General features: G+C 61.3%; 21 protein-coding genes. 18 read left to right on the top strand and 3 right to left on the bottom strand.

The genetic code is table 11. The annotated features are described in order from the left end of the window. Positions 1–78: 78 nt before the first annotated feature. A complete protein-coding gene (gene rpsU / locus NIM87_RS08060; RefSeq protein WP_254674141.1) occupies positions 79–330 on the bottom strand; it encodes a 30S ribosomal protein S21 in 252 nt (83 codons plus the stop codon). Between the two features lie 339 nt (positions 331–669). Between rpsU and NIM87_RS08065 the strand changes: the two genes are divergently transcribed. The 4 genes from NIM87_RS08065 (at position 670) to NIM87_RS08080 (ending at position 5,860) form a co-directional block, all read left to right on the top strand. Further along, on the top strand, positions 670–2,934 hold the full coding sequence (locus NIM87_RS08065; protein ID WP_254674142.1) for a methyl-accepting chemotaxis protein: 2,265 nt from the start codon (positions 670–672) through the stop codon (positions 2,932–2,934). Positions 2,935–3,120: 186 nt separating this feature from the next. Further along, positions 3,121–3,804 carry a ribulose-phosphate 3-epimerase gene (gene rpe / locus NIM87_RS08070; protein ID WP_254674143.1) on the top strand — a complete coding sequence of 228 codons (684 nt, stop codon included), beginning with the start codon at positions 3,121–3,123 and terminating at the stop codon, positions 3,802–3,804. A gap of 176 nt (positions 3,805–3,980) precedes the next feature. Then, positions 3,981–5,312 (top strand): adenylosuccinate lyase, encoded by a 1,332-nt coding sequence (purB, locus tag NIM87_RS08075; RefSeq protein WP_254674144.1) that lies wholly within the window; start codon positions 3,981–3,983, stop codon positions 5,310–5,312. Beyond that, positions 5,309–5,860 (top strand): RBBP9/YdeN family alpha/beta hydrolase, encoded by a 552-nt coding sequence (locus NIM87_RS08080; RefSeq protein ID WP_254674145.1) that lies wholly within the window; start codon positions 5,309–5,311, stop codon positions 5,858–5,860. The genes purB and NIM87_RS08080 overlap by 4 nt, the downstream gene beginning before the upstream one ends. A 60-nt stretch (positions 5,861–5,920) precedes the next feature. Here the strand turns inward: NIM87_RS08080 and NIM87_RS08085 are convergent, their stop codons facing one another. Then, positions 5,921–6,244: a DUF1476 domain-containing protein gene (locus NIM87_RS08085; protein WP_254674146.1), complete on the bottom strand. Its 324-nt coding sequence runs from the start codon at positions 6,242–6,244 to the stop codon at positions 5,921–5,923. A gap of 205 nt (positions 6,245–6,449) precedes the next feature. Between NIM87_RS08085 and purC the strand changes: the two genes are divergently transcribed. The 6 genes from purC to NIM87_RS08115 all read left to right on the top strand — a co-directional run bounded on the left by purC (position 6,450) and on the right by NIM87_RS08115 (position 12,218). Next, complete coding sequence (purC, locus tag NIM87_RS08090; RefSeq protein ID WP_254674147.1) at positions 6,450–7,214, top strand: phosphoribosylaminoimidazolesuccinocarboxamide synthase; 765 nt, start codon at positions 6,450–6,452, stop codon at positions 7,212–7,214. Positions 7,215–7,229: 15 nt separating this feature from the next. Then, the gene (purS, locus tag NIM87_RS08095) at positions 7,230–7,472 is read left to right on the top strand and encodes a phosphoribosylformylglycinamidine synthase subunit PurS (protein WP_254674148.1); all 243 of its coding nucleotides are present in this window, start codon (positions 7,230–7,232) and stop codon (positions 7,470–7,472) included. A gap of 263 nt (positions 7,473–7,735) precedes the next feature. Continuing rightward, positions 7,736–8,203: a GtrA family protein gene (locus NIM87_RS08100; protein ID WP_254674149.1), complete on the top strand. Its 468-nt coding sequence runs from the start codon at positions 7,736–7,738 to the stop codon at positions 8,201–8,203. Continuing rightward, positions 8,203–9,687, top strand: coding sequence for an NAD(P)/FAD-dependent oxidoreductase (locus NIM87_RS08105; protein ID WP_254674150.1), 1,485 nt, complete (start codon positions 8,203–8,205; stop codon positions 9,685–9,687). Before NIM87_RS08100 ends, NIM87_RS08105 begins: the two co-directional genes overlap by 1 nt. Continuing rightward, positions 9,635–11,035 carry a hypothetical protein gene (locus NIM87_RS08110; RefSeq protein WP_254674151.1) on the top strand — a complete coding sequence of 467 codons (1,401 nt, stop codon included), beginning with the start codon at positions 9,635–9,637 and terminating at the stop codon, positions 11,033–11,035. The genes NIM87_RS08105 and NIM87_RS08110 overlap by 53 nt, the downstream gene beginning before the upstream one ends. A 112-nt stretch (positions 11,036–11,147) precedes the next feature. Beyond that, positions 11,148–12,218, top strand: coding sequence for an acyltransferase family protein (locus tag NIM87_RS08115; RefSeq protein ID WP_254674152.1), 1,071 nt, complete (start codon positions 11,148–11,150; stop codon positions 12,216–12,218). 50 nt (positions 12,219–12,268) lie between these two features. Here the strand turns inward: NIM87_RS08115 and NIM87_RS08120 are convergent, their stop codons facing one another. Further along, entirely contained in the window at positions 12,269–12,424 is a 156-nt protein-coding gene (locus NIM87_RS08120; RefSeq protein ID WP_254674153.1) for a hypothetical protein, read from the bottom strand. Positions 12,425–12,598: 174 nt separating this feature from the next. Here NIM87_RS08120 and purQ point away from each other — a divergent pair, with 174 nt between their 5' ends. From purQ to NIM87_RS08160, 8 genes are all read left to right on the top strand, one after another. After that, positions 12,599–13,267 (top strand): phosphoribosylformylglycinamidine synthase subunit PurQ, encoded by a 669-nt coding sequence (gene purQ, locus NIM87_RS08125; protein ID WP_254674154.1) that lies wholly within the window; start codon positions 12,599–12,601, stop codon positions 13,265–13,267. Between the two features lie 7 nt (positions 13,268–13,274). Continuing rightward, positions 13,275–13,910 (top strand): Pr6Pr family membrane protein, encoded by a 636-nt coding sequence (locus tag NIM87_RS08130; protein WP_254674155.1) that lies wholly within the window; start codon positions 13,275–13,277, stop codon positions 13,908–13,910. Between the two features lie 23 nt (positions 13,911–13,933). Beyond that, a complete protein-coding gene (gene purL / locus NIM87_RS08135) occupies positions 13,934–16,159 on the top strand; it encodes a phosphoribosylformylglycinamidine synthase subunit PurL (RefSeq protein WP_254674156.1) in 2,226 nt (741 codons plus the stop codon). Between the two features lie 88 nt (positions 16,160–16,247). Then, positions 16,248–16,844, top strand: coding sequence for a hypothetical protein (locus NIM87_RS08140; protein ID WP_254674157.1), 597 nt, complete (start codon positions 16,248–16,250; stop codon positions 16,842–16,844). A gap of 92 nt (positions 16,845–16,936) precedes the next feature. Then, positions 16,937–17,170, top strand: coding sequence for a BolA/IbaG family iron-sulfur metabolism protein (locus NIM87_RS08145; RefSeq protein ID WP_254674158.1), 234 nt, complete (start codon positions 16,937–16,939; stop codon positions 17,168–17,170). A gap of 3 nt (positions 17,171–17,173) precedes the next feature. Continuing rightward, positions 17,174–17,485, top strand: coding sequence for a DUF6665 family protein (locus tag NIM87_RS08150; RefSeq protein WP_254674159.1), 312 nt, complete (start codon positions 17,174–17,176; stop codon positions 17,483–17,485). Further along, positions 17,482–17,874, top strand: coding sequence for an HIT family protein (locus NIM87_RS08155; protein ID WP_254674160.1), 393 nt, complete (start codon positions 17,482–17,484; stop codon positions 17,872–17,874). Before NIM87_RS08150 ends, NIM87_RS08155 begins: the two co-directional genes overlap by 4 nt. Then, complete coding sequence (locus NIM87_RS08160; RefSeq protein ID WP_254674161.1) at positions 17,871–18,497, top strand: HAD family hydrolase; 627 nt, start codon at positions 17,871–17,873, stop codon at positions 18,495–18,497. Before NIM87_RS08155 ends, NIM87_RS08160 begins: the two co-directional genes overlap by 4 nt. The last annotated feature ends 73 nt before the right edge of the window (positions 18,498–18,570 follow it).

Consider the following 18,570-nt stretch of genomic DNA (forward strand, 5'->3'; position numbering starts at 1 on the left):
GTAACGGTTTGCGGATCAGAAGCGTGACAAAACAAGGACCTGGAGCAGCTTAACGTTTCAACGAAACGATGACCTGCTTTAGGTGCGCGGAGCAAAACCGGGACGAGGCGGACGCTTGGGTGCAGCGATCAGGCCTTCACGGATGGCCTGCTTGCGCGCAGCCTTGCGATTGCGGCGGATAGCCTCTGCCTTGCGGCGAACGCGCTCTTCAGAGGGCTTTTCAAAATACTTGCGGAGCTTCATCTCCCGGAAAACGCCTTCGCGCTGAAGACGCTTCTTCAAGACGCGGAGCGCCTGTTCGACATTATTGTCGCGAACCTGAACCTGCAAAAACTTTCCTAACTTGAGTTGCGCCTCGCCGAAAACCTGGAAGGCGTATGCGACCGGACGGCCGCTCCGCGCGTGGGGTATCACCATTCGCCGCAGAATCCAAATCGGGTGTGTGGAAAGCCACCCGCGCCGGCAAACCTGAGTGACGGCAGTTCGTTAACCACTCGGGCGCAAAACATTGACATCTTCAATATTGCCTAAGATTCGGCCATGATTGCCCAGCGACTAAGCATACAAAGTAGTTTGATCGGAATTGTCTGCCTTCTTTCTGTTGGTTTGGTATTGCTTGCGGGGCGAGAAGCCGTCACGGCCTTTGCCGGACACAGGGACGCTGGCCTTATGGCCCAGTCGGCACAAACGTCCGATCTGCTGCTGACCAGCGCAGGCGCCTGGGCGCTGGAGCGTGGCCTCACTAACACAGCATTGTCCGCCGAGGCCCCGGTCTCGGCTGCCGTTTCAGAGCAAATCGCCGGCCGCCGGGAGGCAGGCGATGCTGCGTTGACCGCTGCGCTCGCGCGCGTAGCGACACAGGCAGAATTCCAAGGTCGTGAGCAGCTGGTATCTGCCCTGACCACCGCGGCGCAAAAGGTCGTATCCCTTCGTGTCGAAGCTGACGCTGCACTCGCAAAGCCCCTTACGGCCCGTCCGCCCGAGCTTTTGGCCACCTGGGTCCCAACCATGACCGGACTGATCATAGCCTCGCAAAATTTGCGCGAGGGCGCCAAATTCGTTGCTGATTCCACCGCTACGCGCATTGCCATGTTGGAAACCATGCGCGGCGAGGTTTGGACCATGAGCGAATTTTCTGGCCGCGAACGTGCGCTGATTGGCGGCATTATTGCATCAGGCGCCCCAATCAGCGCCCAAATGCTCAACACCCTCAGTATCAATCGCGGCCGCGTTGAGCAGGCCTGGTTCAATATTGAGGCCTATCTGGGCCGTGAAGGTGCTGCGCCGGAATTGCAAGCAGCAGCGGCCATCGTGCGCCAGGAATTTTTTGGCACATTCGAAGCACTGCGCCTGCCAATATACGCAGCCGGCACGACAGGCGGCGCCTATCCAGTGACAGCGTCGGAATGGGTTGCCCAGTCCACGGCCGCCATTGACACCCTGCTTGAGCTGGCCACAACGTCAGTCACCGTTGCAGGTGCGGTAACCACTGACGCCATTGGCAGCGCGCAGATCTCGCTGGGCGTTGGCGCGGCTATGCTTTCGCTTGGCCTGGCTCTGGCGGCCATTGGGCTGTGGGTGGCGATCGCCCGCACCACCGGCCCTCTGCGCCGGATCACCGCCAGCATGACGGCCTTGTCCGACGGCAGGCTGGAAACCACCGTGCCCTTCGTGAGCCGACAGGACGAAATTGGCGAAATGGCCGCAGCCGTTCAGGTCTTCAAGGAGAATGGCATTCGGATTGCGGCCCTCGGCGCAGAAGAAACAGAACGTGTCAGGACCGCCCAGATGCGCGCCGAAATGATGATGGAGTTCCAGCGCGAATTCGATGGTGTGATTGCCGCAACTGCCGGTGGCGACTTCACCCGCCGGATCGAGGCCACCTACCCTGACCCCGACATCGCCCGCATCGCGGCCAATTTCAATGGCGTACTTGAAACAACCAATGCGGCGCTCGGCGAGGCAGGCGGCGTCCTGTCGGCCCTGGCCCGGACGGACCTGACCCAACGCATGAAAGGCAACTATCGCGGCGTCTTTGCCGCCCTGCGTGACGACACCAACCTGGTTGGCGACAAACTCACCGACCTCGTCACTCAACTGCGCATTACCTCACGGGCGCTTAAGACGGCCACCGGCGAGATCCTCGCAGGCGCCAATGATTTATCCGAGCGCACAACGCGTCAGGCGGCAACAATCGAGGAAACCTCGGCCGCCATGGAGCAATTGGCAACCACGGTTACTGAAACCGCTCGCAAGGCCGAAGTTGGCGCCGAGCGCACCCGCTCCGCAGCAGGCATTGCCGAGGAAGGCCGCGACGTCATGGATGCCGCCACCATCGCCATGCAGCGCATCACCCAGTCGTCGTCCAAGATATCCAACATTATAGGCATGATCGACGACATTGCGTTTCAGACCAATCTGCTCGCGCTCAACGCCTCGGTCGAAGCGGCTCGTGCTGGTGAGGCCGGCAAGGGCTTTGCGGTGGTGGCCGTGGAGGTTCGGCGTTTGGCCCAATCGGCGGCTCAGGCCTCGTCGGAGGTCAAGCAACTGATCGAGCAGAGCGGGCAGGAAGTCGATGGCGGCACTAGGCTGGTGGCAAGTGCCGCAGACAAGCTCGGGGCTATCCTCACGGCCGTTCGGGAAAACTCTGCATTGATCGCGGAGATCGCTACGGCCAGCACCGGCCAGTCAACGGCCATAGCGGAAGTCACCACCGCCGTTCGACAGATGGATGAAATGACCCAGCACAATGCCGCACTGGTCGAAGAGACCAACGCTGCCATTGAACAGACCGAGGCACAAGCCGTCGAACTGGACCAGATTATTTCGGTGTTCCGGCTCAACACCGACGCACCGGCTGGCACCGGACAGCCGAGACGGTCACTACGGACTGAGGGTAATGCCGCCATCGCCCCGGACTGGTCCGAGTTCTAGGACCCAGTCAGACTAGAGCCAGAGAAGCCCCTGCCGGGGCTTTTCTACTCGGCATTGGTGCTTGCCTTGCTCGGATCGCCCTGCGGGCCATCCCTCGCATCAATTGGGACGCCCAGTGCACCCCGCCCCTTGCCCCTGCCCTTCTCCCACGCTACAGCACCGGCATCCGTTTCTGCCGAGGTGCCCATGACTGTCACGCGCCCGCTTCGCATTGCGCCGTCCATTCTGTCCGCGGATTTTTCGCGGCTGGGGGATGAGGTGAAGGCGATTGTCGAGGGTGGGGCCGACTATATTCATGTTGATGTGATGGACGGGCATTTCGTGCCCAATATTTCCTTTGGCGCGCCGGTGATGAAGTCCATTCGCGGCGTGACCGACAAAGTGTTCGACGTGCACCTGATGATCGCCCCGGCAGACCCCTATCTGGCCGATTTTGCGCGGAGTGGTGCCGATATCATCACCGTGCATGCCGAGGCCGGGCCGCATTTGCACCGCTCATTACAAGCCATTCGCGCGCTGGGTAAGAAGGCCGGCGTGGCGCTCAATCCGGCGACGCCGGTTTCGGCCATCCAGCATGTCATTGACGATTGTGACCTGGTGCTGATCATGAGCGTCAATCCCGGCTTTGGCGGGCAGGGCTTCATTCCCGAAAGTCTCGCCAAGCTACGCCAGGCCAGGGCGCTGATCGGCGGGCGGGACATTGACCTGGAAGTCGATGGCGGCGTGACGGCAGACAATGCCCGCGCCATTGTCGATGCCGGCGCCAATGTGCTGGTGGCCGGATCGTCAGTTTACGGCGGGAATGACCCGAAGGCCTATGCCGGGCGGATCAAGGCGATCCGCGAGGCGGCAACGGGGATGGTGGTTTAAACAGGGCATCGAGCCAGTGGCCCCACCCCACCCTTGATCCCTCCCCATCAAGGGGAGGGAGACGATGAACACCGGCGCCTGTACTTGCGCCTCCCTCCCCCTTGTGGGGAGGGAATGAGGGTGGGGGTAACTCCGCCAAAAACTGAATCAAACTCTGACCTTGCAAGGCTAAACCCATGATTCCGCGCTATTCCCGTCCCGAAATGGTTGCCAATTGGTCGGCCGAAAGCCGCTTCGCGATCTGGTTCGAGATCGAGGCGCATGCAACCTCCAAGTTGGCCGAACTGGGCGTCGTGCCCAAGGAAAGCGCCGAAAAGATCTGGGACGTGATGAACGCCCGCAAGGCCGAGCGCGGCGATTATGGGTTTGACGTGGCGCGCATCGACGAAATCGAGCGCACCACCAAGCACGACGTCATCGCCTTCCTGACGCATCTGAGCGAAATCGTCGGGCCCGAAGCCCGCTTCGTGCACCAGGGCATGACCTCATCGGACATTCTCGACACGACGCTGTCGGTGCAGTTGAAGAATGCCGCCGATATCCTGCTCGCGGACATCGATGCGCTGCTGGCGGCGCTGAAAAAGCGCGCCCTGGAACACAAGAATACCATCACCATCGGCCGCAGCCACGGCATCCATGCCGAGCCGACGACCTTTGGCGTCAAGCTGGCCGAAGCCTATGCCGAGTTTTCGCGCAACCGGGCGCGCCTGGTCGCGGCCCGCGACGAAATCGCCACTGCCGCGATTTCGGGCGCCATCGGCACCTTCGCCAATATCGATCCGTCGGTGGAAGAATATGTGGCCGAAAAGCTCGGGCTTTCCATCGAGCCGGTCTCGACCCAGGTGATCCCGCGCGACCGCCACGCCATGTTCTTTGCGACGCTGGGCGTCATCGCCTCTTCGGTGGAACGCGTGGCCGTGGAAATCCGCCACCTGCAGCGTACCGAAGTTCTGGAGGCAGAAGAGTTCTTCTCGCCCGGCCAGAAGGGCTCTTCGGCCATGCCGCACAAACGCAACCCGGTGCTGACCGAAAACCTCACCGGCCTCGCCCGCCTCGTGCGCGGCATGGTGGTCCCGGCGCTCGAAAACGTGGCGCTCTGGCATGAGCGCGACATTTCGCACTCCTCGGTCGAACGCATGATCGGCCCCGACGCGACGATTACGCTCGACTTCGCGCTGGCGCGGCTGACCGGGGTCATCGACAAGCTGGTGGTCTATCCAGAAAATATGCGCAAGAACCTCGATCTGCTCGGCGGCCTGCACAATTCCCAGCGGGTGCTGCTGGCGCTGACCCAGGCCGGCTATAGCCGCGAGGACAGCTATGCCGCTGTGCAGCGCAATGCCATGAAGGTCTGGGAGCATCGCGGCGACCGCGCGGGCCTCTTTGCCCAGAACCTCAAGAGCGACCCCGAAGTGACTCTGAGTGATGCGCAAATCGACGCCATGTTCGACGACGCCTATCATCTGAAGCATGTCGCTACGATCTTTGCGCGGGTCTTTGGCCAATGAGAATAGCCGACGCAGATATCCTGATCCTGCCGGGGCTGGGCAATTCCGGCCCGGGGCACTGGCAATTGCGTTGGGCCGAGAAAATGTCCACCGCTGCCATTGTCGAGCAGGCCGAATGGGACGAGCCCGATCCCGAGGACTGGACCGACACTATCGTCAAGGCGGTGGAACTGGCGAGGCGCCCCGTGGTGCTGGTGGCCCATTCGCTGGCCTGCATCGCGCTGGTGCAGGCGGCCGCTCGCCTGCCCGAAGGCAAGGTGAAGGGCGCGTTCCTGGTGTCACCCCCCGACATTGAAAGCAATAAGGACGTGCCCGAGGAAGCCCGGGCCTTCGGCCTCGTGCCGCGCGATCCCCTGCCCTTCCCCTCGCTGCTGGTGATCTCGGACAGCGACCCGCTCTGTTCGCTCGAATGCGCCGCTGACTACGCCGGCGCCTGGGGCTCGGACTTTCATCAGGCCGGCAATGCCGGGCATATCAATGTCCATTCCGGCCACGGCCCCTGGCCGGAGGGGCTGCTGATGTTCACAAGGCTGATGCAGCGGCTTTAAGCGCAAAAGGCCCCGCCAGTCATCCCGGCGGGGCCTTCCATTTCCGTGCGATGAGGTTGATCAGCCTTCAGAGGCGATCTGTTCGCTGGCGGTGGCGATCAGGCTCAGCATTTTTTCGCGGATCGCTTCGTCGCTCACAGCGACGCCCTTGGCCTTGAGATCGCCGGATACCTTGCGGAACACGTCCTCGTCGCCGGCTTCCTGGAAATCGGATGCGACCACTTCGGTGGCATAGGCCTTGGCGGCCTCGGCTTCCAGGCTCATCAGCTCGGCAGCCCACAGGCCCAGAAGCTTGTTGCGGCGCGCTTCCGCCCTGAACTTTTTTTCCGCGTCGAAGGCGAACTTGGCTTCCTGGCCCTTCTTGCGTTCGTCGAACCCGCTCATGGTCACTCCCACTTGGCTGTGCTGCCGTCCAATCGGCATTCGAGTGTGGACATAGGCGGTTCGCAGCCGCAAATCAACGGCCCGGGCATGGCTGCGACGGCATGACCCGCGCAAGGGCCGGCAAGGAAAGGCCTTGCTTTTTTGTGCCGTTCTGGCGCATGAAGCGCCCAACTTACCCCACCCTTTTCGAGGCAACGGATTCGCCATGAACCGTCGACGCAAAATCTATGAAGGCAAGGCCAAGATCCTGTTCGAGGGTCCCGAGCCGGGCACACTGGTGCAGTACTTCAAGGACGATGCCACCGCCGGCAACGGCGCCAAGCACGAAGTCATCGACGGCAAAGGCGTGCTGAACAACCGGATTTCCGAATTCGTGTTCTCCAAGCTCAACGACCTGGGCATCCCGACGCACTTCCTGCGCCGCATCAACATGCGCGAGCAGCTGATCAAGGAAGTCGAGATCATCCCGCTCGAAGTGATCGTGCGCAATGTGGCCGCCGGCTCGCTGGCCAAGCGCCTCGGCCTCGAGCCAGGCACGCGCCTCCCCCGCTCGATCATCGAATTCTGCTACAAGGACGATGCCCTGGGCGATCCGATGGTCTCGGAAGAACACATCACCGCCTTTGGCTGGGCCACCCCGGCCGAGCTCGATGACATCATGAGCCTGGCCGTTCGCATCAACGACTTCCTGACGGGCCTGTTCATGGGCGTCGGCATCCAGCTGGTCGATTTCAAGATCGAATGCGGGCGCCTTTATGAAGGTGACCTGATGCGCATCGTGCTGGCTGACGAAATCAGCCCGGACAATTGCCGCCTGTGGGACATCAAGACCCGCAACAAGATGGACAAGGACCGTTTCCGCGAAGGCCTGGGCGGCCTCGTCGAAAACTATCGTGAGGTCGCCCAGCGCCTCGGCATCCTGGTTGAGAACGACAATGCGCTGACCACCGGTCCGCGCCTGGTCCAGTAAGTTAGGGAAGCTGGTATGAAAGCGCGCGTCATCGTCACGCTCAAGAACGGCGTTCTCGACCCTCAGGGCCAGGCCATCGAAGGCTCGCTGGCAAGTCTCGGCTTTGCCGGGGTTGCCGGCGTGCGCCAGGGCAAGGTTTTCGATTTCGAGGTTGAGGGAACCGACGCGGAAACTGCGCGTTCCCAAATCAATGCGATGTGCGACAAGCTCCTCGCCAACACCGTGATCGAAAACTACTCGGTCGAAATCTCAAATTAACGCCTTACCGGCTACAACTCATTCGCGCCCCTTTCCGGCGCAGGACCGTATGACTATGCGCAAAACCCAGATCGCTCTCTCCGTCATGTTCTTTGCCTCCATGGGCCTGCTTTTCGCAGCCTATGCCTCCGTGCCGGTCTAAAACCAGACAGGTCCCAAGTAGAACATTGCGGATCTGTTACCCGACAATGTTTTAGTGACCTTTTGTTAAGCCACACCCAGCTAGCTTCACGTCTAAACTCTCTGGCGTGAACGAATAGCACTTGGCTTCATTTTCAAAATATCTGCTGACCGCCGGAGCAGCCACCGTGGTGGATGTTGCGACGGTTCAGCTGTGCCTCCAGTTCCTGGCGGCAAATATCTCTCTCTCCCTCGGCCTAGCGATCGCCATCGGCGCGGCGTGCGGACTCAGCGTCAATTTCCTGCTGTCCCGCCGATTCGTCTTTCGCTCTGACGGGCGCAGGGTGCACCAGCAATTCTTGACATTTCTAGGCGTGTCGATCTCCACGGCCGTGCTGCGCATTGTCGTCGCCTATTCCCTGGCAGCTCTCCTTGGCCTTCCGGTCTTTGCCTTCCTTCTGACCCTTCCAATTTCCCTGCCGATAGAGCGACTGGCCCATCTGGGGGCCGTGGGTCTCGTGACCATCTATTCCTTCCTCGCCCATCGCCACATTTCCTTCGCTGGCGGGTTTCGGAACCGTCTCCGCGCTCGAACAACAATGGTGTCCTGATGCATGTCGAAACTCTCATCATCGGCGCCGGTCCGGCAGGTCTTACCACGGCCTATGAGTTGACCAAGGCGGGGCGAAGCGTCGCCATTGTCGAGCGCGATCCCGAGTATGTGGGCGGAATCTCCCGCACGGTAAACTACAAGGGCTATCGGTTCGACATTGGCGGACATCGCTTCTTTTCCAAGAGCGCCGAAGTCGAGGCCTGGTGGACCGAAATCATGGGCGACGAGATGCTGCAGCGTCCTCGTTCAAGTCGCATCTATTACAATGGCAAACTGTTCGACTATCCGCTGCGTGCCATGGACGCATTGATTAAGTTGGGGCCCATAGAAGCAGTGCGTTGTGTTCTGTCCTATGGATGGGCCAAGGTGCGCCCCTATCGCAATGTCGTCAGCTTCGAGCAATGGGTAGTCAACAATTTTGGCCGCCGGCTCTTCGAAATCTTCTTCAAGACCTACACTGAAAAAGTCTGGGGTATGAAGTGCTCAGAGATTTCCGCCGACTGGGCAGCCCAGCGAATAAAAGGGCTCAATCTGTATCAAGCCATTGTCCAAAGTTTTGGTATCGGCCAGAAGCCCGAAAGCAAAGGCGAGATTATCAAGACGCTGATCAACTCCTTCCGCTACCCGCGCCTGGGGCCGGGTCAGATGTGGGAACGCGCCCGCGACAAAATAGTCGACCAAGGCGGCAGGGTGATGATGGGATCTACAATTACCGCCCTGACTCAGCACCAGCAGACCGGACAGTGGGTGGCCATTGTAACCGACGCTGACGGCCGTGAAACAAAGGTAACGGCAAATCACCTCGTCTCCACCGCCGCCATCAACGAACTGGTGCGGTTACTGGGCGCGGACAAGGACGCCGCAGTCGCGCAGGCGGCCGCGGGGTTGCGATACCGGGACTTCCTCATCGTTGGACTAATACTGCGCGGCCAGGAAAGTTTTGACGACAACTGGATCTACATTCACGACCCCAAAGTGATGGTCGGCCGGATACAGAATTTCAAGTCCTGGTCCCCGGACATGGTCCCCGATGCCGACACTGCCTGCTACGGGATGGAATACTTCTGCAATGCCGGCGACGACACCTGGGACATGGATGACGCCGACCTCATCGCGCGGGCTAAGCGCGAGATATCCCAACTCGGGTTGGCTCGCTCGGAGGACATCATCGACGGTTCGGTGGTTCGCCAACCTAAGGCGTATCCGGTCTACGATGATGCCTACAAATTAAATGTCGATACAATTGCCGAGGGCTTGGAGGCTGGCTTCAGCAATTTGCATCTGGCCGGTCGCAACGGCATGCACAAATACAACAATCAGGACCATGCCATGATGACGGGCATGCTAACGGCCCGCAACATCGTGGCTGGTGCGATCCAGCATGACGTCTGGACGGTCAACGAGGACGCTGAATATCACGAGGGCGGCGATGCAGGCACTGTCAAGATTGAAGAACGCCTGGTTCCGCGCCAGGTCGCCTGAGCCATCGGACAGCGTCACGTCACCGAGCCGGGCGGACACAATCGTCGCTCTGATCATCGTTTCCGCTTATGCGATTCTGCAGATTGCACTGGTCGTCGCCCATGACCCCTGGGTGGACGAGGCACAGGCCTGGCTGCTCGCCACGGGGGCGACCAATCCGCTCGACCTGCTAATTTTGCCAGGCGAAGGTCATCCACCGCTCTGGCACTGGCTTTTGAAAGCTCTGTCAGGCGTGTTCGATTTCGGACAGGCCCGCTATCTGAATACGGGGATCGCCATCCTCAACGCGGTGCTGCTCTGCCGCCTGCTTCGGGGCGAAGTCATTCTGCTGGCGCTCATTCTGTTCAGCTTCGCCGTGCTGCATTACTGGGGCTACCACTTCCGCCCCTATGCGCTGGTTTTCACCTGCTTGCTGACCGCCCTCTGGCTGGATCGAAGCGGTCGGTCACTGGCGGCGACATGGGTTCTTGCGATCGCTTGCGGCCTGCATTTCTTCTCCGGTTTGTTCTTCGCCTTCTGGCTGGTTTTCCAGCACGGTAAAGGCACACGCATCGTTGACCTGCTAGCGCCCTCGCTGCTGGCACTGTTCTTCGGCGCCATCGCCGTATTATCTGGTCTCGGCAACCCGACGACCGGCCCCCAAACTGGGGATTTGCTCGTGGACACTCTCCACAATCTCAGTTGGGCCGTGATGCTCGAGACGTGGCGCGGTCCGCTGGTGGCTGTCCTGACGGTTGCAGCCCTGACATTTGCTTTCCACACTCAAAAAGCCTTGCTCGTGGCACTTCTGGGCCTTCTTATTTGCTTCTCCCTCGCCGCCGCGGTGATCTACGGCCGCTCACCTTGGCATGCGGCGTTCATGACAATGTTGTGTTTCCTCGCCACTATGACGGCAGGGATCACACCGGTCCGGCGTTGGGTCCTTATACTGTTGCTTGTGCCCCAGGTCGCGATTGGCCTCGCCCTTGTTGGCCAGCGATTGGCCAATCCAGTCTGGACCAAGGACGATCTCTACGCCATCGTCGCTAGGGATGCCGGACCAGACTTCAATCCGGAGCTGGATTTGGTCGGCTGGCCCGACATGGCGATCCCTGAATGGGCGGCCAAGAACGACATCCGCATGATAAACGCAAATTCGGGAGAAACAGCCGACGCGATCAAGTGGCGAACTCATTCGCCCATGGTCTATGCCGATAGTGTGTTGAACAAGCCCAAGCCGTACTGGCTGATCTGCATAAAATGCGACCAGGTTGTAGGGTATCTCGAGCGCAGCGGCTCGACTGCGGTTCAGCTTGGGTACAAGACAAGTTTCGACTTTGAAGCGGCCACGGCATTTCGCATTGAATAGATCTGGGCAAGACTCTCCTTACCACGCGAGCGATTTCCGAGCTGCGCAGCGCGCACCTTTACCGCCGTGTTTACGCGGCGGGGCTACGGTCTGGCAAAAAGGGACGCGGAAAATGCCGAACGATACAAATAGATTAGACTGGGTGGACATGGCCAAGGGTCTGTCCATTTTTCTCGTGGTCACCATGTATTGCGCGGCCAGCGTTGGCGAGGATACCGGCCAGGCGGGGTTCCTGCATTGGACCATTGCCTTCGCCATGCCGTTCCGCATGCCGGAGTTCTTTCTTCTGTCGGGGCTGTTCCTGGGCCAGGTGATCGCGCGCCCATGGAAGGGCTTTGCCGACCGGCGCGTGGTGCATTACCTCTATTTCTATGTGCTTTGGGCGGTCATCCATATCGTCTTCAAGCAAGCGCTGATCGGTCGTGACCCGACGGGCGCGGCAGGCGCGCTGGCCTGGGCCATTATCGAGCCCTATGGCGTGTTGTGGTTCATCTACATGCTGGCGGTCTTTGGCCTGGTGGCAAAATTCCTCCACGAAACCAGGGCGCCGCATTGGGGCGTACTGGCAATTGCCGCCGTCTTGCAGATGGCGAGCATCCACACCGGTAGCTATCTCGTGGACCAGTTTGCCGAGTACTTCGTCTATTTCTACGCCGGTTCAGTGTTCGCGCCACAGCTGTTCCGCCTGGCGGGCTGGGCGGGCGATCATGTGCTGCCGGCCCTGGGCGTATTGGCCCTTTGGGCGGTGGTCAACGCGGTGATGGTATTTTCGCCCGGCTTCCGCATGGACCCGGTGCATATCCAAATGGGTTGGGGCGCCCTGCCCGGCCTGCACCTGATCATGGCCCTTGCCGGTTCGGCCGCCATCTGCGTGGGTGCTGCGCTTCTGGCGCGCCTGCCCTTTATGAGCTGGCTGCGCTGGCTGGGATCAAAATCGCTGGTTGTCTATGTCGCCTTCGTGCTGCCCATGGGCATTGCGCGCACCATTCTGCTGCGCCTGGGCATCGAGGAGGTCAATACCGTCAGCCTCCTCACCATGCTCGTCGCCATTGGCGCACCGCTGGCGCTGTGGTGGATGACCCAGAAACTGGGCCTCGGCAAATTCCTGTTTGAGCGACCCGCCTGGGCGCATCTTCCCGGCACTGCCCGGCAACCGGCAACCACAGCTGTGCCGGCAGAATAGCGAAGGGCCGGTCCAGTGACCGGCCCTTTTTCATGGCGACCTGGATAGGCTCAGTCCGGCGTGTGAAAGATATTGGGCACGATGGGCCGGATACGTGGCGGCGGCACGGGGCGCGGCTCGCGTTTCATGTCCGACACCAGATGCGGCTTGCCATCGGCGCCACGCACGGTCATGGGCGCGCCCTTTGTCGGGGTCTGGGGTTGCATGGTCTTTCCTCCCACATTGATCACATAGCGGAACGACCCAATATGTGGCGGGGTTCCACTTTCGCGCCACATTCCATGGGCTTTTAGCGGTGTCCCGCGCGCAGACCCTTGCCTTTTTGAGCAAGACTCACCACAAGGGCCTCGCGCACCCCTGACAGAGATAAGGATTGACCGATGAAGGCCGCTGTCATCGTGTTTCCAGGCCTCAATCGCGACCGCGACATGATCGCGGCGCTGACCAAGATTGGGGGCGTCAAGCCGTCCGTGGTCTGGCACCAGGACGCCGACATTCCCGACGCCGACCTGATCGTCATTCCCGGCGGTTTTTCCTATGGCGACTATCTGCGCTGCGGCGCCATCGCCGCCCGCTCGCCCATCATGGACAAGGTGCGTGAACGCGCCGCCAAGGGCACCAGAGTGCTGGGCGTGTGCAATGGCTTCCAGATCCTGATCGAAGCCGGGCTGCTGCCGGGCGCGCTGATGCGCAATACCTCGCTCAAATTCGTCTGCCGCGAGGTCAAGCTCGAGGTCACCAACGCCGATACCGACTTCACCCGGGGCTACACCAAGGGCCAGATCATCCGCTGCCCGGTGGCGCATCACGATGGCAATTACTTTGCCGATGCCGAAACGCTCAAGCAGATCGAGGGCGAAGGCCGCGTCGCCTTCCGCTATGCCGAAGGGACCAATCCCAATGGCTCGATCAACGACATTGCCGGCATCCTCAATGCCGAAAAGAACGTGCTTGGCCTCATGCCACACCCGGAGAACCTGATCGAAGCCGCTCATGGCGGGGATGACGGCCGGGCCCTGTTCGCCACCGTTCTCCAGCAGGTGGCGTGAGGCAGCGATGATGCTGGACCGCGCGATGACATTGGCCGGCCTCCTCCTCGGCCTCGTCGCGCTGAGCCTGCAGTTCGCCATCTCCATTCCGGCCTATCTGGCCAATGGCATGAACCTGCCCGAAGCGCTGGTGCAGTTCTTCAGCTTCTTCACCATTCTGACCAATATCGCGATCACGCTGGTCTACCTCTCGGCGCTGGCCGGTTGGGCCGGATTGAGCTGGTTTCGCAAGCCGGCAACGCGGGCCATGATGGCCGGCGTCATGGCGCTGGTGATGATTTTCTACCATGTGCTACTGCGCCCGATCTGGCAGCCCGAAGGCCTGTTTCTCGTGTGCGATTACCTGCTGCATTACGTGACGCCGATCTTCTACCTCCTTTGGTGGGGCGTGACGCAGAAGCATGGAGCGCTCGACTATGCCGCCCTGCCGGCCATGCTGGTGCCGCCGCTGGTCTACCTGGCCTATGTGCTGGCGCGCGGCGCTCTGACCAATGCCTATCCCTACCCCACGCTCAATGCGTTCGAGCTGGGCTATGGGCAGGTGGCCATCAATGTGGTCATGGTCGCCATCGGCCTTTCCATTCTCTACCTGATCACCATCGGCATTGACCGGGCGCTGGCGCGCCGGGCTGCCATTTCCTGACCTCCGCCCCGGAACTGCCCCTGATGACCCTTCGTAACGACATCGCCATCACCCCCGAACTGGTCGCCAGCCATGGCCTCAAGCCGGATGAATATCAGAAGATCCTCGACCTGATCGGCCGCGAGCCGACCTATACGGAACTGGGCATCTTTTCGGCGATGTGGAACGAGCACTGCTCGTACAAGAGCTCGAAGAAGTGGCTGCGCACCCTGCCGACCAAGGGGCCGCGCGTTATCCAGGGCCCGGGCGAAAATGCCGGCGTCGTCGACATTGGCGACGGTCAGGCCGTGGTCTTCAAGATGGAATCCCACAATCACCCGAGCTACATCGAGCCCTATCAGGGCGCGGCGACCGGCGTGGGTGGCATTCTGCGCGACGTCTTCACCATGGGCGCCCGCCCGGTGGCGGCCATGAATGCGCTGCGTTTTGGCGCGCCCGAGCACGAAAAGACCCGGCACCTGGTCAATGGCGTCGTGGCCGGTGTCGGCGGCTACGGCAATTCCTTCGGCGTGCCCACCGTTGGCGGCGAGGTTGAGTTCGACGCCCGCTACAATGGCAATAACCTGGTCAATGCCTTCGCGGCGGGCCTGGCCGACACCGACAAGATTTTCTATTCCGAAGCCAAGGGTGTCGGCTTGCCGGTGGTCTATCTCGGCGCCAAGACCGGCCGCGATGGCGTCGGCGGCGCCACCATGGCCTCGGCCGAATTCGGCGACGATATCGAGGAAAAGCGCCCCACCGTACAGGTCGGCGACCCCTTCACCGAAAAGCGCCTGCTCGAGGCCTGCCTTGAACTGATGCAGACCGGCGCCGTCATCGCCATCCAGGATATGGGCGCGGCGGGCCTCACCTGCTCGGCCGTGGAAATGGGCGCCAAGGGTGACCTCGGCATCGAACTGGACCTCGACAAGGTGCCGGTGCGCGAAGAGCGCATGACCGCCTATGAAATGATGCTCAGCGAAAGCCAGGAGCGCATGCTCATGGTGCTGCACCCCGAGAAGGAGCCCGAGGCCCGCAAGGTGTTTGAAAAGTGGGAGCTGGACTTCGCCACGGTCGGCAAGACCACAGACGACCTGCGCTTCCGCGTGTTCTGGCAGGGCGATGAAGTCGCCAACCTGCCGATCAAGGACCTCGGCGACGCAGCGCCTGAATATGACCGTCCCTGGACCGAACCGAAGACTCCGGCCGCACTGGCCAAGGATGATGTGCCCCAGATGGACGTTGCCGAGGCGCTGCTGGCGCTGGTCGGCGGGCATCAGTGCTCGTCGCGCCGCTGGGTTTATGAGCAATATGACACGCTGATCCAGGGCAATTCGATGCAGCGCCCTGGCGGCGATGCCGGCGTCATCCGCGTCGAAGGCCACGATACCAAGGGCCTCGCCTTCTCCTCTGACGTCAATCCGCGCTATTGCGAGGCCAACCCCTATGAAGGCGGCAAGCAGGCCGTTGCCGAATGCTGGCGCAACCTGACGGCCACCGGCGCCGAGCCGCTGGCGGCCACCGACAATCTCAATTTCGGCAATCCCGAGCGCCCGGAAATCATGGGCCAGTTCGTCAAGGCCGTCCTGGGCATTGGCGAAGCCTGCCGCGTGCTGGAATTCCCCATCGTCTCGGGCAATGTCAGCCTCTACAACGAAACCAATGGCCGCGGCATCCTGCCGACCCCGACCATCGGCGGCGTAGGTCTGTTGCCAGAATGGAAGCAGAGCGTCGGCATCGGCTTTACCGCCGAAAACCAGCCGATCCTGCTTATTGGCGGCCCGAGCGAGCGCGGCACGCATCTGGGCCAGTCGGTCTATCTGCGCGACCTGTTTGACCGCCGCGATGGCGACGCGCCCCATGTCGACCTTGCCGCCGAAAAGAAGACCGGCGATTTCGTGCGCAAGCTGATCCGCTCCGGCGTGGTCAGCGCCTGTCACGACCTCAGCGACGGCGGGCTTGGCGTGGCGCTGGCCGAAATGGCCATGGCCGGCGGCATCGGCGCGACGGTGACCGACGTCGAGGGCAATGACCCGATCCTCACCTTCTTCGGCGAAGATCAGGGCCGCTATCTGGTGACGCTCAATCTCGACCCGCAGGGGCCCGAGATCGCAGCGCTGTGGAAAGAGGCTGAGGCCCTGGGCATTTTCGCGCCCTGGATCGGCTCTACCGGCGGAACGACGCTGACGCTTGGCGCGGCAACAGCCGTCCCGGTTGCCACGCTGACCGGTGCCCACGAAAGCTGGTTCCCCAGCTATATGAACGGCTAAGCTGGCAATTCACCGGCACTGCCATATGATCGCCGTTCTTTGGGCCGCTTTGCTGGCTCAAAGAACGGCGTTTTCTAAGGAATTGATGATGAAGTACAATGCTGTCGCGGCACTGGCCGTCCTGAGCCTTGTCCTTTCTCCCGCACTGGCGGCGGCGCAAAGCGTGGTTGTCACACGCTCCGTCCTGCCGGCCCTGCCCTATACGCTGATCTATCCCGAACCCATGATCGCCTCCGGCGGCGGCGCAGATCCCCTGGTCATCAATCACCCCGAGGCGCCCCTGCAGTGCGAAATGCGGGTCGTGCCGGTGGAAGACACCGGCTGGACCGCCGAGACTGCGCTGGACCAGATCAATGACGGCGACGTGGCCACCTCCTGGGCCGAAATCATGCCGGGCTTTGTCATGGGCGCCAAGGGCATAACGTCCTACCAGGATGCCACGGCGCTGATCTATGACGGCAGCAGCCCGGAATCAGCCATGGGCGTGCCCTTGACCGTGGTGCACACAGAGACGGTCTCCAATGGCCGCGGCTATATTCTCGACTGCCTCTATGCCACCGCTGAGGCCGAACAGGCACGGCCTATCGTCGATTTCATCATCGCCAATTTTGCCACAAAGCTGGACGCCGAATGCTGCATCGGCGCGACAGTGGCCCCTGAGCAAGAGACGACACCTGCGCAATAGCGCTGGTTGAAGACGCTTCTTCCGCATGCCATATCAATGACATCGGCTCAGGTTTCGACCCAGCCACCATTTACGACAGCGGGAGACAGCACATGGCCATGGACGCAAGCGAAATCGAGCGCCGCATCAAGGCCGCCCTGCCCGATGCCGATATTGAAATCCGCGATCTGGCCGGTGACGGCGACCATTGGGCCGCCACGGTGAAATCCGAGCAGTTCCGGGGCAAGACCCGGGTGCAGCAGCACAAGCAGGTCTATGAGAGCCTGCAGGGCGACATGGGCGGCGCACTGCATGCCCTGGCCCTCCAGACAGTCGTCCCGGACTGATCCGTGTCCGGGCTGCGCGATTCCCTCGACCTGATCCGCATGGTTCGGCCAGAGGCCGGCACCGCAGCCCTCGATCATGAAATCCAGGCCGAGCGCGCCAATTCGCTGAGCGCCGCCGAACGGCGCGTCATCAAGGCGCTGGCGGAATTGAAATCGGGCGCGGACCGGCTGGCTGAAGCACGTGAGGCCGTCTGGGCCTATTTCGTGCAGCGCGAACTGATCGGCTTCCGCCGGCACACTGACGTCATCCTCGATCTCGGCATCCCGCCAGAAGTGCTCAACGGATTGGGCGCCATGCCGGGCAAGGGCCGATGAGCGAACAAGCCTGCCGATTCTGCCTGCACAATCAGTTGCTATCCGACGCACCTATTTTCGAGACGGAACGCTTCTACGTCCTCAGGAGCAATGACCCCGCCCTACCTCACTCGACCATGGTCATTCCGCGGCGACATGGCACGACACCGCTCGAAATGGACGCGGCAGAATGGGTCGAGCTGCCAATGGCCATCGAAGGCGCCCGACAGGCATTGGGTTCGTGGGCGCCTGACGGCTATACGATCGGCTGGAATGTGGGTGCCGTTGCCGGGCAAACGGTGGACCACACGCATTTGCATGTCATCGCCCGCTTCAAAGATGAGCCAATGGCTGGCAAGGGCATCCGCCACCCCCTGAAAAAAGCACTTCGTCAGGACCACAACGCATGACCCGCGCCCTTGTTTTCGACGTTGATGGCGTGCTGGTGCATGGCTATCACGCCCGACCGGATCGACAGCGCCGTTGGGACGAAAATCTCTTGATTGACCTGGGCGTCGATCCCGACCGCTTCCGCGAGGAGTTCATCTTCGACATCTTCATCAAGAAGGTGGTCATTGGTGAGATGGCGTTGATCGAGGCCCTGGACAAGCGGCTCCCCGGCCTGGGCTACAAAGGCTCGCCCATGGCGTTCGCCCAGTACTGGCTGGCCAACGACAGCACGCTGAACACTGAACTGCTTGACGCCATCCGCACGCTCAAGGCCCGAAGCGATGTGCGCCTTTTCATCGCCACCAACCAGGACCACATGCGCGCCCAATGGCTGTGGCAAACGCTGGGCCTGGGCGAAATTTTCGAGGACATCTTCTATTCGGCCCGCATTGGCATGACCAAGGCGCACAAGGGCTTCTTTGCGTTTGCCGATGAGCGAATGGGACGTTTTGACCAGCCGCCGCTGTTTTTCGACGACACGCAGAAGGTCATTGATGTGGCGCAAACGGCCGGATGGGACGCGGTGCTATTCGACACCAACGACCAATTCTTCGCTCACCCCTGGGTGAAGGCGAGGCTCTAACCAATGCGTCGCACTCGACAGCGGCAAAGTCCTATCCTATTTAAAGGCGAATTCAGCCGGCCCTTGAAACCGG

This window comes from Devosia ureilytica, from assembly GCF_024273195.1.
In the GTDB taxonomy this organism is placed as follows: domain Bacteria; phylum Pseudomonadota; class Alphaproteobacteria; order Rhizobiales; family Devosiaceae; genus Devosia; species Devosia ureilytica.

What these genes read in the sequence shown, in the direction of transcription:
- NIM87_RS08065 (WP_254674142.1), top strand. Translation starts at nt 670, where the DNA reads ATGGCCCAGTCGGCACAAACGTCCGATCTGCTGCTGACCAGCGCAGGC.
- rpe (WP_254674143.1), top strand. Translation starts at nt 3,121, where the DNA reads ATGACTGTCACGCGCCCGCTTCGCATTGCGCCGTCCATTCTGTCCGCG.
- purB (WP_254674144.1), top strand. Translation starts at nt 3,981, where the DNA reads ATGATTCCGCGCTATTCCCGTCCCGAAATGGTTGCCAATTGGTCGGCC.
- NIM87_RS08080 (WP_254674145.1), top strand. Translation starts at nt 5,309, where the DNA reads ATGAGAATAGCCGACGCAGATATCCTGATCCTGCCGGGGCTGGGCAAT.
- NIM87_RS08085 (WP_254674146.1), bottom strand. Translation starts at nt 6,244, where the DNA reads ATGAGCGGGTTCGACGAACGCAAGAAGGGCCAGGAAGCCAAGTTCGCC.
- purC (WP_254674147.1), top strand. Translation starts at nt 6,450, where the DNA reads ATGAACCGTCGACGCAAAATCTATGAAGGCAAGGCCAAGATCCTGTTC.
- purS (WP_254674148.1), top strand. Translation starts at nt 7,230, where the DNA reads ATGAAAGCGCGCGTCATCGTCACGCTCAAGAACGGCGTTCTCGACCCT.
- NIM87_RS08105 (WP_254674150.1), top strand. Translation starts at nt 8,203, where the DNA reads ATGCATGTCGAAACTCTCATCATCGGCGCCGGTCCGGCAGGTCTTACC.
- NIM87_RS08110 (WP_254674151.1), top strand. Translation starts at nt 9,635, where the DNA reads ATGCAGGCACTGTCAAGATTGAAGAACGCCTGGTTCCGCGCCAGGTCG.
- NIM87_RS08115 (WP_254674152.1), top strand. Translation starts at nt 11,148, where the DNA reads ATGCCGAACGATACAAATAGATTAGACTGGGTGGACATGGCCAAGGGT.
- NIM87_RS08120 (WP_254674153.1), bottom strand. Translation starts at nt 12,424, where the DNA reads ATGCAACCCCAGACCCCGACAAAGGGCGCGCCCATGACCGTGCGTGGC.
- purQ (WP_254674154.1), top strand. Translation starts at nt 12,599, where the DNA reads ATGAAGGCCGCTGTCATCGTGTTTCCAGGCCTCAATCGCGACCGCGAC.
- NIM87_RS08130 (WP_254674155.1), top strand. Translation starts at nt 13,275, where the DNA reads ATGATGCTGGACCGCGCGATGACATTGGCCGGCCTCCTCCTCGGCCTC.
- purL (WP_254674156.1), top strand. Translation starts at nt 13,934, where the DNA reads ATGACCCTTCGTAACGACATCGCCATCACCCCCGAACTGGTCGCCAGC.
- NIM87_RS08140 (WP_254674157.1), top strand. Translation starts at nt 16,248, where the DNA reads ATGAAGTACAATGCTGTCGCGGCACTGGCCGTCCTGAGCCTTGTCCTT.
- NIM87_RS08145 (WP_254674158.1), top strand. Translation starts at nt 16,937, where the DNA reads ATGGCCATGGACGCAAGCGAAATCGAGCGCCGCATCAAGGCCGCCCTG.
- NIM87_RS08155 (WP_254674160.1), top strand. Translation starts at nt 17,482, where the DNA reads ATGAGCGAACAAGCCTGCCGATTCTGCCTGCACAATCAGTTGCTATCC.
- NIM87_RS08160 (WP_254674161.1), top strand. Translation starts at nt 17,871, where the DNA reads ATGACCCGCGCCCTTGTTTTCGACGTTGATGGCGTGCTGGTGCATGGC.